Annotated in this window: 14 protein-coding genes and 1 pseudogene; 8 read left to right on the plus strand and 7 right to left on the minus strand. The window is 74.4% G+C overall.

Going from position 1 to position 15,261, the window contains the following annotated elements:
- Positions 1–92 precede the first annotated feature (92 nt).
- A complete protein-coding gene (locus tag ABZ951_RS19255; protein ID WP_361280315.1) occupies positions 93–1,286 on the plus strand; it encodes a GDSL-type esterase/lipase family protein in 1,194 nt (397 codons plus the stop codon).
- Between the two features lie 46 nt (positions 1,287–1,332).
- Here ABZ951_RS19255 and ABZ951_RS19260 read toward each other — a convergent pair whose 3' ends face one another.
- From ABZ951_RS19260 to ABZ951_RS19270, 3 genes are all read right to left on the minus strand, one after another.
- Entirely contained in the window at positions 1,333–1,866 is a 534-nt protein-coding gene (locus tag ABZ951_RS19260; protein ID WP_344087591.1) for an NUDIX domain-containing protein, read from the minus strand.
- 237 nt (positions 1,867–2,103) lie between these two features.
- Complete coding sequence (locus tag ABZ951_RS19265) at positions 2,104–2,709, minus strand: hypothetical protein (RefSeq protein WP_344087593.1); 606 nt, start codon at positions 2,707–2,709, stop codon at positions 2,104–2,106.
- Positions 2,710–2,789: 80 nt separating this feature from the next.
- Positions 2,790–3,587 carry an aspartate/glutamate racemase family protein gene (locus ABZ951_RS19270; RefSeq protein ID WP_344087595.1) on the minus strand — a complete coding sequence of 266 codons (798 nt, stop codon included), beginning with the start codon at positions 3,585–3,587 and terminating at the stop codon, positions 2,790–2,792.
- 16 nt (positions 3,588–3,603) lie between these two features.
- Between ABZ951_RS19270 and ABZ951_RS19275 the strand changes: the two genes are divergently transcribed.
- Positions 3,604–4,824 (plus strand): glycosyltransferase, encoded by a 1,221-nt coding sequence (locus ABZ951_RS19275; protein WP_344087598.1) that lies wholly within the window; start codon positions 3,604–3,606, stop codon positions 4,822–4,824.
- A 13-nt stretch (positions 4,825–4,837) separates the two neighbouring features.
- On the opposite strand, the gene ABZ951_RS19280 is transcribed toward ABZ951_RS19275, so the two are convergent.
- From ABZ951_RS19280 to ABZ951_RS19295, 4 genes are all read right to left on the minus strand, one after another.
- The gene (locus ABZ951_RS19280) at positions 4,838–6,124 is read right to left on the minus strand and encodes a TerD family protein (protein WP_344087601.1); all 1,287 of its coding nucleotides are present in this window, start codon (positions 6,122–6,124) and stop codon (positions 4,838–4,840) included.
- Between the two features lie 123 nt (positions 6,125–6,247).
- A complete protein-coding gene (locus ABZ951_RS19285; RefSeq protein WP_361280318.1) occupies positions 6,248–7,819 on the minus strand; it encodes a DUF6777 domain-containing protein in 1,572 nt (523 codons plus the stop codon).
- Positions 7,820–7,887: 68 nt separating this feature from the next.
- Complete coding sequence (locus ABZ951_RS19290; protein ID WP_344087607.1) at positions 7,888–9,330, minus strand: serine/threonine-protein kinase; 1,443 nt, start codon at positions 9,328–9,330, stop codon at positions 7,888–7,890.
- A 215-nt stretch (positions 9,331–9,545) separates the two neighbouring features.
- Positions 9,546–10,310: a DUF72 domain-containing protein gene (locus tag ABZ951_RS19295; protein WP_344087609.1), complete on the minus strand. Its 765-nt coding sequence runs from the start codon at positions 10,308–10,310 to the stop codon at positions 9,546–9,548.
- 100 nt (positions 10,311–10,410) lie between these two features.
- Between ABZ951_RS19295 and ABZ951_RS19300 the strand changes: the two genes are divergently transcribed.
- The 6 genes and pseudogenes from ABZ951_RS19300 (at position 10,411) to ABZ951_RS19325 (ending at position 15,118) form a co-directional block, all read left to right on the plus strand.
- A complete protein-coding gene (locus ABZ951_RS19300) occupies positions 10,411–10,830 on the plus strand; it encodes an HIT domain-containing protein (RefSeq protein ID WP_344087612.1) in 420 nt (139 codons plus the stop codon).
- Between the two features lie 124 nt (positions 10,831–10,954).
- Positions 10,955–11,590: pseudogene (locus ABZ951_RS19305) on the plus strand (phosphoribosyltransferase family protein); the annotation flags it as partial.
- A 49-nt stretch (positions 11,591–11,639) separates the two neighbouring features.
- A complete protein-coding gene (locus ABZ951_RS19310) occupies positions 11,640–11,909 on the plus strand; it encodes a DUF1876 domain-containing protein (RefSeq protein WP_344087615.1) in 270 nt (89 codons plus the stop codon).
- 201 nt (positions 11,910–12,110) lie between these two features.
- Positions 12,111–13,691, plus strand: a complete 1,581-nt coding sequence (locus tag ABZ951_RS19315; RefSeq protein WP_344087618.1) for an acyl-CoA carboxylase subunit beta — start codon at positions 12,111–12,113, stop codon at positions 13,689–13,691.
- A complete protein-coding gene (locus ABZ951_RS19320; protein WP_344087621.1) occupies positions 13,688–13,912 on the plus strand; it encodes an acyl-CoA carboxylase subunit epsilon in 225 nt (74 codons plus the stop codon). The genes ABZ951_RS19315 and ABZ951_RS19320 overlap by 4 nt, the downstream gene beginning before the upstream one ends.
- Positions 13,913–14,128: 216 nt before the next feature.
- Positions 14,129–15,118 carry an ornithine cyclodeaminase family protein gene (locus ABZ951_RS19325; protein ID WP_344087624.1) on the plus strand — a complete coding sequence of 330 codons (990 nt, stop codon included), beginning with the start codon at positions 14,129–14,131 and terminating at the stop codon, positions 15,116–15,118.
- The last annotated feature ends 143 nt before the right edge of the window (positions 15,119–15,261 follow it).

Consider the following 15,261-nt stretch of genomic DNA (forward strand, 5'->3'; position numbering starts at 1 on the left):
GGGGAAGTCAGGTGCGGGTTGGGCTTCCGGGGGCAGGCTCTGGTGATGAACTCCCGGCTCAAGCACCTCCCCACCCCCACCAGGAGGCCGGTGTGACCGACTGGATCACCACGCCCGTCACACCGGACCTCCTGCGCGGTGCCCTCGATACCGAGCGCACCGCGCACGGCCTGCTGCCGCACCGGTTGCCCGCCTGGGCCCGGAAGCAGTTCCCCGACTCCTACCTGGGCACGGTCGAGGCCCAGCCCTCGGGCGTGCGGCTGGCCTTCCGCACCCGGGCCACCGTCGTCGAGCTGGACGTCCTCTCCACCAAGACGGTCTACGAGGGTGCCGCGCCCGCCCCTGACGGCGGGGTGTACGACCTGCTCGTCGACGGTCGGCCGGCAGGCCGGGCGCGCGCGACCGGTGGCAACGTCCACACCGTCGACATGGCGACCTGGGCCGCGGTCACCGAGCCGGGCCCGCCCGGCACCGCGCGGTTCGCCGGGCTGCCCGCCGGTGCCGAGAACGGCGCCGGTGACGGTGCGAAGGACATCGAGATCTGGTTGCCGCAGGCGGAGGTCACCGAGCTCATCGCCCTGCGCACCGACGCCCCGGTCGAGGCCGCGCCGGACCGCGGCCGCAAGGTGTGGCTGCACCACGGCAGCTCGATCAGTCACGGCGCCGACGCCGACGGCCCGACCTCGACCTGGCCGGCGGTGGCCGCGGCCCGGGGCGGCGTGGAGCTGGTCAACCTGGGCTTCGGCGGCAACGCCCTGCTCGACCCGTTCGTCGCGCGCACCGTCCGCGACGCCCCCGCGGACCTGATCAGCGTCAAGATCGGGATCAACCTCGTCAACACCGACCTGATGCGGCTGCGGGCCTTCGTCCCGGCGGTGCACGGCTTCCTCGACACGATCCGCGACGGGCATCCGGACACCCCGCTGCTGGTCGTCTCCCCCCTGCTCTGCCCCATCCAGGAGGACACCCCGGGGCCCGTTGCACCGGACTTCGACGCCACCGAGCTGCGGTTCCGGGCGCTCGGTGACCCGGCGGACCGCCTCGTCGGGCGGCTGACGCTCAACGTCGTCCGGGACGAGCTGTCCCGGATCACCGCGCGACGGGCGGCCGACGACCCGAACCTGCACTACCTCGACGGCCGCGAACTCTACGGCGAGAAGGATTTCGCCGAGCTACCGCTGCCCGACGGGCTCCACCCGGACTCCGCCGCCCACCGCCGCATCGGCGAGCGCTTCGCCGAGCGGGCCTTCGCCGCCGGCGGCCCGCTCGCCCCCGGAGGCGGCTGAGCGGCGAGGCGGCGGGCCGCCTTCCGGGGCCGGGGCCGCGCGCCCGTCAGGACGCCGCCGGCCTCGGCACGCCGCCCGGCGCGGCGCAGAGGCCGCCGCTGCGGCCGTCCTCGATCCCCTCGAACCACGTGGGGCCGCCCTCCGTGGCCTGTTTGACGCGCGATACGGCGAACTCCTCCATCGGCGGCAGCGCGTCCACCTCGAACCACCCCACCTCCAGCGACTCGTCGTCGTTGACCCGCGCTTCCCCGCCCACCGCGCGGCAGAGGAAGCAGATGTCCATGTACTGGCACCGGTCGCCGTTGGGGTAGGTGACGCGCTGGAGGGCCTGGACGAGGAGGACTCGCTCCGGCACGCAGTGGACCGCCGTCTCCTCGAACACCTCGCGCACCACCGCGGCCGCGGGCTGCTCGCCCGGTTCGGGGATGCCGCCGATGATCGACCACTCGCCGCTGTCGGCGCGGCGGCCCAGGAGGACCCGGCCCTCCTCGTCGAGGACGATGGCGCTCACGCCGGGCATCCACAGGAGGTGGTGGCCGACGGAGGCGCGGATTTCTCGGATGAAGTCGGGGGTGGCCATGCGGGTCAGCCTAGGGGTTGGCCGGTTGGTTTTCGGCTGCGGGTCGCCTGCGGCGGGCTGTCGTTGCCGCCTGCGGCGGCGAGCGCCCTGCGGGCGCGTCCTCAAACTCCCCCAGCTACCGCTGGGAGGTGCCCCCAGACGGGCTGTCTTGGCTGAGGTCAGCCCCCACCAGCCCGTCCGGCGATTGAGGACACCGCCGGGCAGCGGAGGTGCACCCCCACAACCAGAAGGCCGACGTCAGGCCGTCGCCCGGCGCCCCGCCGCCCGGCTGAGGCCCTTGCGGATCATCTGGACGGCGGCTTCCGCGTCGTCGACGGTGACGGTGAACGAGCGGCCGTCCCCCAGGCGGAGCACGAAGCCCTCGCCGCGGCGGACGACGACGGCGGTGCCCTGCTCGGGGCGCCAGCGGTAACCCCAGCCACCCCACTGCCGGGGGGTCACGCGAGGGGCGAAGTCCGCGCCGACCACGTGCGAGAGGGGGATGCGCGTGCGCGGCACCCCGATGTGACCGCAGCGCACTTCAAGGGCTTCGGTGTCGACCCGTACCGCCACATGGACGAACGCGAGGGTGCCGTAGAGCATCAGCAGCCCCGCCGCGACACACCCGACGACCGCCATGACGAGGGGAGCCAGGCCGGAGGTCCACGCGCTGTCGACCGCCAGCTCGACGCCCAGCGCCAGACACGCGGCGCCCACGGCGGCCAGCAGCCACTGGATGCGATTGGTGGCCCGGCCCGTCCAGACCGCGAGCTCCGTGCCGTTCCCGGCCGGGGACGGTGATCCGGCTGCGCCGTCGTGCCCGTCATCCGCGTGGCCCTGTGGGCCCTTGGAGTGGTCCCTCATACCTGGCAGCCTACTCACCTTCCGCCACCGTGGCAGGGGTGCTGCGCGGACAGAACCGGAACCTGTAGAGAGAGAGGGGGTCAGGGGCGCGCGGCGCCGACCGCGACGAGCGAGCGCCCTTCGGGGTACGCCAGGAAGGCCGGCTCCAGGCTCTCCTCGCGGCCGCTCAGCAGCACCGTGAGACCGCCCGACGGCTCGGCGCCGGGGGCCGGGACCGCGCCGACGCGGCGCAGGGCCTGGGTGGCGACGGCCGTGGCGGACCCGTAGAAGGCCACGGGGGGTGCCGAGGGGAGCAGCCGGCTCCGCACGGCCGCCCGGATCCGTTCGTCGACGAGCTCGTAATGGGTGCAGCCCAGGACGACGGCCCTTACATCGGGCGGGGTCAGGGCGGCGGCGGCCGTCACGGCGGCGTCGATGGCTGCGGCGTCGGCGCGCTCCACGGCCTCGGCGAGGCCGGGGCAGGGCACCTCGGTGACCTCGACGCCGGCCGCGAAGTCGCGGATGAGGCCGCGCTGGTAGGGGCTGCCCGTGGTGGCCGGGGTGGCCCAGATGGCGACCGGGCCGCCGCCGAGCGCGGCGGGCTTGATCGCCGGTACGGTCCCGACGACCGGCAGGCCGGGCTCCAGCTCGGCCCGTATCGCGGCCAGCGCGTGCACGGAGGCGGTGTTGCAGGCGACGATCAGCGCGTCGGGCCGGTGCGCGGCGGCGGCCCGGGCGCAGGCCAGGGCGTGCGCGACGATGTCGTCGGTGGTGCGGGGGCCCCAGGGCATGCCGTCGGGGTCCGAGGAGAGGACGAGATCGGCGTCGGGCCGCAGCCGGTGCACGGCGGCGGCCGCCGCCAGCAGGCCGATTCCGGAGTCAATGAGCGCGATCTTCACCCGGTCACTTTAATGGATGGGCGTCGGTCCCCCGCGCGAGCGGTGTCGGTGCGGCAGACTGCGGCGGGTGGACGCGCTGACTTGGATCACTGCCGGTTCCCTGGCCGCGTGGGTGTGGCTGCTGTTCGGCCAGGGCCTCTTCTGGCGTACGGACGTACGGCTGCCGCCTCGCGTGCCGCCCGGGCAGTGGCCGTCGGTGGCGATCGTGGTCCCGGCCCGGGACGAGGCGGAGGCGCTGCGGTCGAGCCTGCCGTCCCTGCTCGCCCAGGACTACCCGGGCCGGGCGGAGATCTTCCTCGTCGACGACGGCAGTACGGACGGCACCGGGGAGCTGGCCCGCGCTCTGGCCGAGGAGCACGGCGGGCTGAGCCTGACGGTCGACTCCCCCGGCGAGCCGCAGCCCGGCTGGACGGGCAAGCTGTGGGCGGTGCGGCACGGCATGGCGCTCGCCCGGGCCCGTACCGACGCGCAGTACTACCTGCTGACGGACGCGGACATCGCCCACGCGCCGGACAGCCTGCGGGAGCTGGTGTCGGCGGCGTGGTCGGGCGAGCTGGACCTCGTGTCCCAGATGGCGCGGCTGCGGGTGGCGGCCTTCTGGGAGCGGTTGATCGTCCCTGCGTTCGTGTACTTCTTCGCGCAGCTCTACCCCTTCCGCCGGATCAACCGCCCGGGCGCGCGGACCACCGCGGCGGCGGGCGGGTGCGTGCTGCTGCGGCGGGAGGCGGCGGAGCGGGCCGGGGTCCCGGAGCGCATCCGGGGGGCGGTGATCGACGACGTGGCGCTGGCGCGGGCGGTGCGGCGCGCCGGCGGCCGGATCTGGCTGGGGCTCGCCGACCGGGTGCACAGCGTGCGGCCGTACCCGGGGCTGGGCCCGCTGTGGCGGATGGTCTCGCGCAGCGCCTACGCGCAGCTGCGGCACCGTCCGCTGGTGATGGCCGGGACAGTCGCGGGGCTGGCGGTGGTGTACCTCGTGCCGCCGGTGGCCGTGGTGGCGGGGGCGCTGACGGGGGACGTCGTACCGCTGGTCGCGGGGGCGGCCGCGTGGGCGGTGATGGCGGGCACGTTCGTCCCGATGCTGCGCTACTACCGGCAGCCGCCGGCCCTGGCCGTGGTGCTGCCGTTCACGGCGCTGCTGTATCTGCTGATGACCGTGGATTCGGCGGTGCAGCACTACCGCGGCCGGGGCGCGGCCTGGAAGGGGCGGACGTACGCCCGCCCGGAGGCCGCGCCCTGAGCCGGGCAGGGGATCACTTGCGGCCGGGTGTCCAGTTCATGCCCCAGCCGTACTCGCGGTCGAGGGTGCGCTGGGGGCTGACGCCGCGGTCCGGGACGAGGTAGCGGGCCTCGCGCTGGACGACGAGGTCGCCGCCGTTGTTGGTGATGAGGGCCAGGGCGCAGGTGTTGGATGGGACGGTGCACTCGTCGAGGGAGAAGTCGACGGGGGCGCCGTGCTGCGGCTGGAGCGTGACGGTGGCGTTGAGGTTGGCGAAGCTGCGGGCGCCTTCGTAGATGGTGACGAAGACGAGGATGCGCTTGAAGTCGGCGATGTGGTCGAGGTTGACGGTGAGGTTCTCGCCGGAGGCCACCGCGCCGGTCCGGTCGTCGCCGTCGAGGTGGATGAACGGCGGCTGGTGGAGCGAGCCGAAGGAGTTGCCGAGCGCCTGCACCACGCCCTTGCTGCCGTCTCTGAGCTCGAACAGGGCACCGAGGTCGAGGTCGAGGTCGGAGTGGAGCGCCATGGCCTTGCCGAGCTTCTGCTGCCAGCCCTTGAACTGCTTGCGCACCTCCCAGTTGAGGTTGACGCGCAGCGATCCGGACGTGCCGCCCTGCTTGGTGAGGGAGACGGTCGGCGACTCCTTGGTGAGCGTCACCTTCGTCAGGCGCACCGGCTGCGGCGCGACGGGCGGTGCGGCCGGCGGGGGCGGCGGCGGGGCGACGGGCTGAGCCGGCGGCGCCTGCCGCGGTGCGGGGGCGGGAGCGACGGGGGCGGCGGCAGGGGCGTCCTGGGGCTCGTCGACGCTGATGCCGAAGTCGGTGGCCAGGCCCGCGAGGCCGCTGCTGTAGCCCTGGCCGACCGCCCGGAACTTCCACTCGCCCTGGCGGCGGTAGAGCTCGCCGAGGACGAAGGCGGTCTCGACCGTGGCGTCCGTGGCGTCGAACCGGGCCAGCTCCGCGCCGCCGGCCGCGTCGAGGACCCGGATGTGCAGCCCGGGGACCTGGCCGAAGGCGCCGCCGTCGGCGGAGGCGGCGAGGACCACGGTCTCGACCGCGGGCTCGACGGCCGCGAGGTCGACGGTGAGGGTGTCGCTCACCGTGTCACCGGCCGGGCGCTTGCCCTCGTGGCGCACCGCGCCGGAGCCGTGGACGGCCTGGTTGTAAAAGACGAAGTCCGCGTCGGAGCGGACCTTGCCCGTCGCCTGCAGCAGCAGCGCGGACGCGTCGACGTCCGGTATCCCGGGGCCGGCGCGCCAGCCCAGCTCGATGCGCACCACCGATGCCGGAATCCGGACGTTGGTGCCTTTCAGCATCCCCATATTCCACCCCTGTGAACAATCCCGTGGTTGCAGGGGACCAACGTACCCTGACGGCCGTTTGTCCCGGCTTCACGCGGATTGAGACGCCGCGCGCGGCCGCTCAGGGGTGGAGGGGCGCCTCGGTCAGCCCGGGGTACCGGGCCGCGGAGCCGGCGGCGGGCCGGCCGCCGTGGGCGGCAGGGGCTTGGGCTGCGCGGGTTCGGGGTCTACGGGCTTGGGTTGCACGGGCTTGGGTGCCACAGGTTTGGGTTCTACCGGCTTGGGTTCTACGGGCTTGGGTTCTACGGGCTTGGGGACCGTGGCCTTCGGCGGCACCGGCTTGGGCTCCACCGGTTTCGGCGGCACCGGTTTCGGCTCCACCGGCTTGGGGGCCGTCGGCGGGGGCTTGGCCGTGACCGGTGGCGGTACCGGCTTCACCACGGCGGAGGAGGCGGGCGGCGCGGACCTGGCGCGCGTCGGCGGCGGTGCGTACGACGGCTTGCCCTCGGTGGCCGGGGACGGGCCGGCCGGCCGGGTGGCGGGCCCGGCCGTGCGCACGCCGGGAGAGCGCGGGGAGGCCGTCCGCGGGGCCGACGAGCGGGTGGTGGCCACCGGTGGCCTGACCGTGGCCACCGGTGGCTTCGTCGTGGCCTCGGGCGGCTTGGTCGTGGCCGGTGGCCTGACCGTGGCCGTCGTCGGCCGGGCCGTGGTCGGCGGCGGCACCGGACGCGTCGACGGCGGCGACGCGGGCTTGGTGCCGCCTGTCGGCGGCACGGGCCCGGCGGATCCGTCCGTCTCCGTCGCGGAAGCAGTGGGCGGGTCGGTGGCCGTGGAGGGGGAGCTGGGCGGGCCGGAGGGACGGGATCCCGTTGTCGCCGACGGTGTGGAGCGCGCCGGCGGCTCCCACGTGAACGCCGGGGAGTCCTGCTTGCCGTCGGTGCCGACCCCGCGGTTGAACGCCTTGTCGCTCTGGAAGGGGTCGACGAGCGGGATCTCCTTCATCGGGCCCTTGCTCTCGGGCACGGCCTTGATGACCGTGACCTCCGTCTTTTGGAAGGTCTCCCAGCGCGTCCCCTTGTAGGTGGACGCCTGGAGGTCCACCTGGGTCTCCGGTTGCCGCAGCGGGTTGCCGCAGTTGCACTTGACCGCCGGCCGCCCGTAGGCGTCGACCAGCACGGCCACCCCCGCCTGCAGGACCGACAGGTAGGCGAGCGAGCGCCCCTCGCCCTGGTAGTTGTGGTTCTTGACCAGGGTGTCGTGGAGGAGGATCACCGAGGTCAGGCTGTCGATGTGGGCGGTGATCCGGTTCTCGTCGATGCCCCGGTCCCGGCTCCAGGCCCGGGCCTTGACCGCGTCCCGGGCAAGCTCCTTGATCAGGAATGCCTTGTCGCACTGCGTGGTGCTGCGGGTTCCGCCGAAGGCGCCGCGCGCGTCGGCCGCCTGCTCGCCGCCGCCCCGGGTGGCGGAGTTGACGCCCTGGAGGTCGGTGTCGGGGGCCTTCATGAACGGGTTGGCGGCTATCACCCCCGCCGCCTCCAGCATGAGTTCGACGGCCTTCTTCTTCTGCGCCGAGCTGCACCCCGCGAGGGCCGCGCCCCCTAACAGCACGGACACGGTGAGCAGCGCGACGAGCCGGAGCCGACGGAGCCGCACCCGGGCCCGCCGGGCGTCCGGTGTGCCGGGCTCAGGCACCGCTCGCGCCGACGGAACAGACACCAGCCGCATACAAGCACCCCCGAAAGTTGTGATCTACCCCGTTTGTCTGATGGTTCAGGTTCAGTGCGCTACTCGGGCCCGCAGGTCGACAGCCAGCCGCCGTTGCAGGATCCCGGCGTGCTGCCCGCCGGTACCCCGCCGGGCGTGGCGGTGCCTGCTGAGGGGTTCGCCGTGGGGCCGGTGCCGCTGTCGGGTCCGGCGGCGTCGTCCGTGGGCGATGTCGTCGCGCCGGACTGTCCGCCGGAGGTCCCCGGCCGGTCGTTCCCCGCGTCCTGGACGGACAGGATCGCGGCGGTGGTTCCGCCGGCGATGAGGAGCAGGGCCAGCAGCGGGCCGAGGAACGGCATCACTTTGGTCCGCAGGCGGCCGGGCTCGGAAGCCGGGCGCGCCACGGGAAATCCGGCGCTCGGCCCGGTGGCGGCGGGCGTGCCGCCGGGTGCCGGGAACGCGCCGGAGTGCGTGGGCCTGCCGTAGAGCGGCACCGCGGGCCCGGACACGGAGCCCGAGACGGCCACGGCCCCGAGCCCGGCGCCGGATCCGGCACCCGGGGCCGGTCCGGGTCCGGGTGCCGGGACGAAGCCGGGGGACGGCCCCGCGGGCGCGGGCGGCGGTGTCGGCGCCGGGCCCGCGCTCACCTCGGTGGGGACGTAGCCCCGGCTCCCGGCCCACCCCGGCTGCGTGGTCAGGTGTCCGGCCGCGACGGCGTCGAGCAGCCGCTGGGCCTCGGCCGAGCCCATGCGGGTCCGCGGGTCCTTGCGGAGCAGCCCTTCGAGCAGGGGGGTGAGGGGCCCGGCCCGCCGGGGCGTGGGCAGCTCGTCGTGGACGACGGCCTGGAGCGTGCCGAGCGCGGACGTGCGCCGGAAGGGCGAGACGCCCTCGATCGCCGCGTAGAGGGTGGCGCCCAGCGACCACAGGTCGGACGGCGCGCCGGGGCGGTCCCCCACCGCCCGCTCGGGCGCGAGGAAGTCGGGCGAGCCGACCAGATCGCCGGTGCGGGTGAGGGTGCCGGAGCCTTCGACCAGGGCGATGCCGAAGTCGGTGAGGACCACCCGCCCGTCGCCTTCGATCAGGACGTTCGCCGGTTTGACGTCGCGGTGCAGCACTCCGGAGGCGTGCGCGCTGCGCAGTGCCCGCAGCACCATCGCGCCGACCTTGGCCGCCTCCTTGGGCGCGAGCACGCCTTCGCTCTGCAGGATCTCGGCGAGCGACCGGCCGCGGACCAGCTCCATGACGATCCAGGGGCGGCCCTCCTGCTCGACGACGTCGTGCACGGTGATCACGTACGGGTGGCTGACGCGGGCGGCGGCCCGGGCCTCCTGCTTCAGGCGGGCGTAGAGGAGCCGTACGTCCTGGTCGCTGAGGTGGTCGGGGGCGCGGACCTCCTTCGCCGCGACCTCGCGGTCGAGGAGTTCGTCGACGGCGCGCCAGACCACGCCCATGCCGCCGCTGCCCAGTTGGTCGATCAGCCGGTACCGGCCGGCCAGTAACGGATTTCGCCTCTCCGGATCCATGCCGTACGCCCCCTCCCCGTACGTACGGCACCCCACGGCCGTGCGCATTCGGGCCACACAGGCTTGGACGCGGCGGCCCGCGCAGCCGTTCCCGGATGTACGGCATCATGTGGGCGCGGCCGCCCGGAGCCCCGACGATGCCCCTGTGAGCTGGTGTTTTACTGAGCTGTCGGCGGTTGTGCCCCTTGGTGGCCGTGGTGCCGGGGCGACTGGTGTCAGTGGGGGTCCGGGTGGTTTCCGGCCACGGCGCGGCCGAGCGCGGCCGCGGCCCGCGCGAAGGCGGTGGCATCCTCGACGGCGGCGCCGCCCGGGTCGTTGTTGAAGTAGCAGTAGACGTCCGCCCGGTCGGGCCAGGTGTCGGCGATCCGCCGGGCCCAGCCGGTGAGCGCCCGGCGCCCGTAGTGCGGCCAGGGGCGGGCCCGGCCGGAGTGGAACCGCAGGTAGCCCCAGTCGGCCGTCCGCCACAGGGGGGTGACGGGCCGGGAGTCGCGGTCGGCCCAGCACAGGGCGGCGCGGCGGTGTTCCAGGACGGCGCGGGTGCCGTCCGTCCACCACGAGGGGTGCCGGGGTTCGACGGCCACCCGGACCCCGGCCGGGAAGCAGGCGAGCGCGGCGTCCAGCGTTCCGGGGTCGGCGCGGAGGGTGGGCGGGAGCTGGAGGAGGACCGGGCCCAGCCGGTCGCCCAGGCCGTCGGCGTGCCGCAGCAGCCGGGCGACGGGCTCGGCCGGGTCGTGGAGCCGTTTGACGTGGGTGAGGTAGCGGCTCGCCTTGACCGCCATGACGAACCCCTGGGGGGTCCGCTCGCGCCAGCCGGCGAAGGTTTCGGGGGTGGGGAGCCGGTAGAAGGCGTTGTTGTTCTCGACGGTCGTGAAGTGGCGGGTGTACTCCTCGAGCCACAGCCGCTGCGGCAGGCCGGCGGGGTAGAGGCCGCCGCGCCAGTCCTTGTACTGCCATCCCGAGGTCCCGACGAGGAGGGGCATGGGCCATCCCTGCCCGCGGGGGCCGGCGGTCTCACGGGCGGGCGGGATGTCGCCCGGTTCGGCGGTGCGGACCGGTGGTGTGCGGTAGTTGACTGGTGCCGTGGACTGTATCTTCTGTGCGATCGTCGCGGGCGAGTCGGAGAGTCACCGGGTCTTCGAGGACGAAGCGGCGGTGGCCTTCCTGGACACGCGGCCGCTCTTCCCCGGGCATGTGCTGGTGGTGCCGCGGCGCCATGCCGCCACGCTCACCGACCTGCCCGTGGAGCAGGTGGGGCCGTTCTTCACCCGGGTGCAGCGGATCGCGGGCGCGGTGGAGCGCGGCATGGGCGCGGCGGGGTCGTTCGTCGCGGCCAACAACCGGATCAGCCAGTCGGTGCCGCACTTCCATGTGCACGTCGTGCCGCGCAACCGCAAGGACGGGCTGCGGGGCTTCTTCTGGCCGCGGACGCGCTACGGGTCGCCGGAGGAGGCCGCGGAGGCGGCGGCGCGGGTGCGGGGCGCCCTGGCGGCGGACGGCTGAGCGGGGGGCGGGGGTGAGCGGGGTGAGCGGGACCGCCATGGACTATCCGCCTCTTCCTGCCCATATTGGATATATACGACGCCCTTCGTCCTCCGGAGCCGGACGCCGGGACCAGAGGTGGATCATGAGATTCCGTGATCGCGTGGACGCGGGCCGCAGGCTGGCCGAGCGGCTGGTCCAGCTGGGCGGCGACGAGCGGCCGGTCGTGCTGGGCCTGCCGCGCGGCGGCGTCCCGGTGGCCTTCGAGGTCGCCCGGGCCCTGGGCGCCCCGCTGGATGTGATCCTGGTGCGCAAGCTCGGCGTCCCCGTCCACCCGGAGCTGGCGCTCGGTGCCGTCGGGGAGGACGGCGTGCGGGTGCTGAACAGCGACATCCTGCGGCTGAGCGGGGTGGACGAGGACGACCTCGCCGAGGTGCGGCGGCGGGAGGAGGCGGAGCTCGCCCGGCAGGCGGACCGGTTCCGCGGCGGGCGGCCCCGGACCTCGCCGGCGGGCCGCACCGCGGTGGTCGTGGACGACGGCGCGGCGACGGGGGCGACGGCCAGGGCGGCCTGCCGGGTGGCGCGGGCCCAAGGAGCCGCGCGGGTGGTGCTCGCGGTGCCGGTGGCCTCCCCGGACGCGGCGGCGGCCCTGCGCGCGGACGCCGATGTGGACGAGCTGGTCTGCCTGACGGCGCCGGGCGGATTCTCCGCGGTCGGCGAGTGGTACGAGGACTTCTCCCAGACCACGGACGAGGAGGTCGTCGGCCTGCTGCGCCGCAGCGGCGAGGACGGGCCGCGCACAGAACCGTGAACCCAGGAGGTGGATCACCATGGAAACGATCGTCGAGTGCACCGTCGAGCTGGAATTCCGTGAGGCCGGGCCGCTGACGCAGGCGGCCGCGCGGCTGCGCATGCGCGACGGCACCCAGCTCACGGCGCACGGCGTCACCAACCGGAACCCGGACGACCCCGGCCAGCAGCGCGTCGGCGAGGAGGTCGCGGCCGCCCGCGCCCTGCACGGCCTCACGGAGCAGTTGCTGGAGAAGGCGGGTCTCGACATCGAAGAGGTCACGCACACGGCGGCACACCTGACGCACTGAGCCCTGCGGGCGTCACCGGCGCCGGGCAACAGATGGCGTCGGCACGCCCGTTGGCGCGCCCCTTACTTACCGGACTTATAACTTCCGCTTACCGCTGATCTTCAGGTGCTACCCACGGTAAGATCCGTTTCACGGCTGATCGCAAGCGGTACGTCCAAGGCGAGTTCGAGATCGCGGTCGGCACGAGGAAGCGGAGCGCTCATGGGTGGGGAAAACGGCGGCAAGGAGACCACCGCCGAACGGCTGGCCGGTCTGGAGCGGCGTCGGGCGGAACTCGCCGCACACGCCGACTCGGAGGCGGCGCACAAGCAGCACGAGCGAGGGAAACTGACGGCGCGTGAGCGAATAGCCGCGCTGCTCGACCCGGGGACGTTCGTCGAGACGGACGCCCTGACGCGGCACCGCAGCCGCGAGTTCGGCCTGTACGGCAAGCGCCCGCTGGGCGACGGCATCATCACCGGCCACGGCCTGATCGACGGGCGCAGAGTCTGCGTGTTCTCCCAGGACTTCACGGTCTTCGGCGGCAGCCTCGGCGAGGCGTCCGGCGCCAAGCTCCACAAGCTGATGGACCTGGCGCTCAGCACGGGCTGCCCGGTCATCGGCATCAACGACGGCGGTGGCGCCCGCATCCAGGAGGGCGTCGTCTCGCTCGCCTACTACGCGGAGCAGGTCCGGCGCCAGGTCGAGGGCTCGGGGGTGATCCCCCAGATCTCGCTGATCATGGGCCCCTGCGCCGGCGGCGCGGTGTACGCGCCGGCGGTCACCGACTTCGTGGTGATGGTCGACGAGATCTCGCACATGTTCGTGACCGGCCCCGATGTGCTCAAGAGCGTGATGGGCCAGACGGTGGGCCGGGAGGAGCTGGGCGGGGCCCGCACCCACAACGCCGTCTCGGGCAACGCGCACTACCTGGCCCCGGACGAGAAGGACGCGTTCGAATACGTGCGGCAGTTGCTCTCGCACCTGCCGTCCAACAACATGGAGGACCCGCCGGCCTTCGCCGCCACCGGGGAGAAGGCCGTCACCACGGCCGACGAGGAGCTGGACACCCTCATACCGGACAGCGCCAACCAGCCGTACGACATGCTGCGCGCCGTGCGCGCGGTCCTCGACGACGGTGATCTGCTGGAGGTGCACCCGCTGTTCGCGCCCAGCATCGTCTGCGGTTTCGGGCGGGTCGACGGCCACAGCGTCGGCGTCATCGCCAACCAGCCGCTCGTCTCGGCCGGGGTGCTGAACATCGACGCGAGCGAAAAGGCCGCCCGCTTCCTGCGGGTCTGTGACGCCTTCCACGTTCCGGTGCTGACCTTCGTGGACGTCCCCGGTTTCCTGCCGGGACTGGACCAGGAGCACGGCGGAATCATCCGGCGCGGCGCCAAGCTGCTCTACGCCTACGCGGAGGCGACCGTGCCGATGGTCACGGTCGTCACGCGCAAGGCGTACGGCGGCGGTTACGGCGTCATGGGCTCGAAGCACCTGGGCGTCGACATCAACCTCGCCTGGCCGACGGCCGAGATCGCCGTCATGGGAGGCGAGAGCGCGGTGGGCGTGCTGCACCGGCGGGCCATCGCGGAGGCCGCGGACCCGGCCGCCGAGCGGGCCCGGCTGCGCGATGAGTACGACCGCGCCCTCTGCAACCCCTACACGGCGGCGGAGCGCGGCTACGTCGACGAGGTGATCATGCCGAGGGAGACCCGCCTGGCCGTCGCCGGCGCCCTGGAGACCCTGCGCGGAAAACGGTCCGCCAGGCTGCCGCGCAAGCACGGGAACATCCCCCTGTGAGCGGCTCCGGGGAGTCCGCCTTCCGGATCGTCCGCGGCCGGGCCACGGACGAGGAACTGGCCGCCACGGTCGTGGCCCTGCTCGCCCGGCTCTCCGCGGCGGCTCCCGAGGCGGACTCCGGCCGCGCGCCGGCCCGGCGCGCCTGGTCGGCACCGGGGAGCCGGATGACCCGCCGCCCGGCCGAGCGGGGCCCGGGGGCGTGGCGGACGGGCCTGCTGTGACAGCCGGGGCCGCCCGCGCGGGCCGCGGTTCCGCATGATCCGCCGGAACCGGGCACAAGAGCACCGAGTACGGAAGCACCGGCCGCAGGAGCGCCGGAGCGGGAGCGCCCAGGCATTCCGGCGGTCTCGACCGGGCCGGGCGGCGTGGCGCGCCCGGATCGGCCCGGCCGTGGCCGACGCTTCGGCCGGGGCGGCAGTACAGGGAGGTTGAGGCGGGTGCTGGTTCTCGGATCATCCGAGGTGGAGGCGTTGCTCGATGCGGATGCGCTGATCGACGCGCTGGCGTCGGCGATGGCCGACCTCAGCGCGGGGCGCGCCTCCGCGCCCGACCGGGTCGCCGCGCTGGTGCCCGGGCGGGACGGGCTCCTGGCCGCCATGCCGGGCCATGTGCCGTCGGCCGGGGTCCTCATGAGCAAGCTCGTCTCGCTCTTCCCGCACAACGCGGGGACGCGGCTGCCCACCCATCAGGCGCTGATCGTGGCGTTCGACCCGGAGACGGGCGAGCCCGCGGGGCTGCTGGACGGCACGGTCATCACCACGGCGCGCACGGCCGCCTGTTCGGCACTCTCGGCGCGCCTGCTGGCCCGCCAGGACGCGACGGACCTGGCGGTCCTGGGCACCGGGGTGCAGGCCCGCGCCCACGCGCACGCCATGTGCCGGGTGCGCCCGATCCGCCGGATCCGGGTGGCGGGCCGGGACCCGGCCCGGGCCGCCGCCCTGGCGGACGAGCTGTCGGGCGGGCTGGACGCCGAGGTGCGGGCGGTCGCGACGTACGCGGAGGCGCTCGACGGCGCGGACATCGCCGCCGCGGCCACGCACACCCTGGAGCCGGTCGTCCGGCGCCCCTGGCTGTCGCCCGGCGTCCACGTCACCTCCGTCGGGTACAACCCCGACGGCCGCGAGGTCGACGACGCCACCGTCGCCGAGGCCCTGGTGTGCGTGGAATCGCGGCAGGCCGCGCTCGCCCCCTTCCCCGCGGGCAGCAACGACCTCCTCCAGCCGATCCGGGACGGCGTCATCACCGCCGCGCACGCCGGCACCGAGCTGGGCGAACTCGTCGCCCGCACCCGGCCGGGGCGTACCTCGCCGGACCAGATCACCCTCTACAAATCGGTGGGCGTGGCCGTGCAGGACGCGGCGGCCGCGGCGCTGGTCCTGACCGCGGCCCGCGAGCGGGGCGCCGGCCGCGAGATTGCACTGGGCTGAGCCTGAGCCTTCGGCTGCGGGCCGCCGTTGCCGCCTGCGGCGGCTAGCGCCCTGCGGGCGCGTCCTCAAACGCCGGACGGGCTGGTAGTGGCTGAGCTCAGCCCTTTCCAGCCCCGGCCGCCCGTGTGGGCACCCCCCCCCCG

It is taken from the genome of Streptomyces sp. NPDC046215, from assembly GCF_040646215.1.
In the GTDB taxonomy this organism is placed as follows: Bacteria; Actinomycetota; Actinomycetes; order Streptomycetales; family Streptomycetaceae; genus Streptomyces; species Streptomyces stramineus.

Bases quoted from the DNA above. Each gene is read 5' to 3' on its own strand.
- ABZ951_RS19260 (WP_344087591.1), bottom strand. From the start codon at position 1,866: ATGGCCACCCCCGACTTCATCCGAGAAATCCGCGCCTCCGTCGGCCAC.
- ABZ951_RS19265 (WP_344087593.1), bottom strand. From the start codon at position 2,709: ATGAGGGACCACTCCAAGGGCCCACAGGGCCACGCGGATGACGGGCAC.
- ABZ951_RS19275 (WP_344087598.1), top strand. From the start codon at position 3,604: ATGGGCGTCGGTCCCCCGCGCGAGCGGTGTCGGTGCGGCAGACTGCGG.
- ABZ951_RS19280 (WP_344087601.1), bottom strand. From the start codon at position 6,124: ATGGGGATGCTGAAAGGCACCAACGTCCGGATTCCGGCATCGGTGGTG.
- ABZ951_RS19290 (WP_344087607.1), bottom strand. From the start codon at position 9,330: ATGGATCCGGAGAGGCGAAATCCGTTACTGGCCGGCCGGTACCGGCTG.
- ABZ951_RS19295 (WP_344087609.1), bottom strand. From the start codon at position 10,310: ATGCCCCTCCTCGTCGGGACCTCGGGATGGCAGTACAAGGACTGGCGC.
- ABZ951_RS19310 (WP_344087615.1), top strand. From the start codon at position 11,640: ATGGAAACGATCGTCGAGTGCACCGTCGAGCTGGAATTCCGTGAGGCC.
- ABZ951_RS19315 (WP_344087618.1), top strand. From the start codon at position 12,111: ATGGGTGGGGAAAACGGCGGCAAGGAGACCACCGCCGAACGGCTGGCC.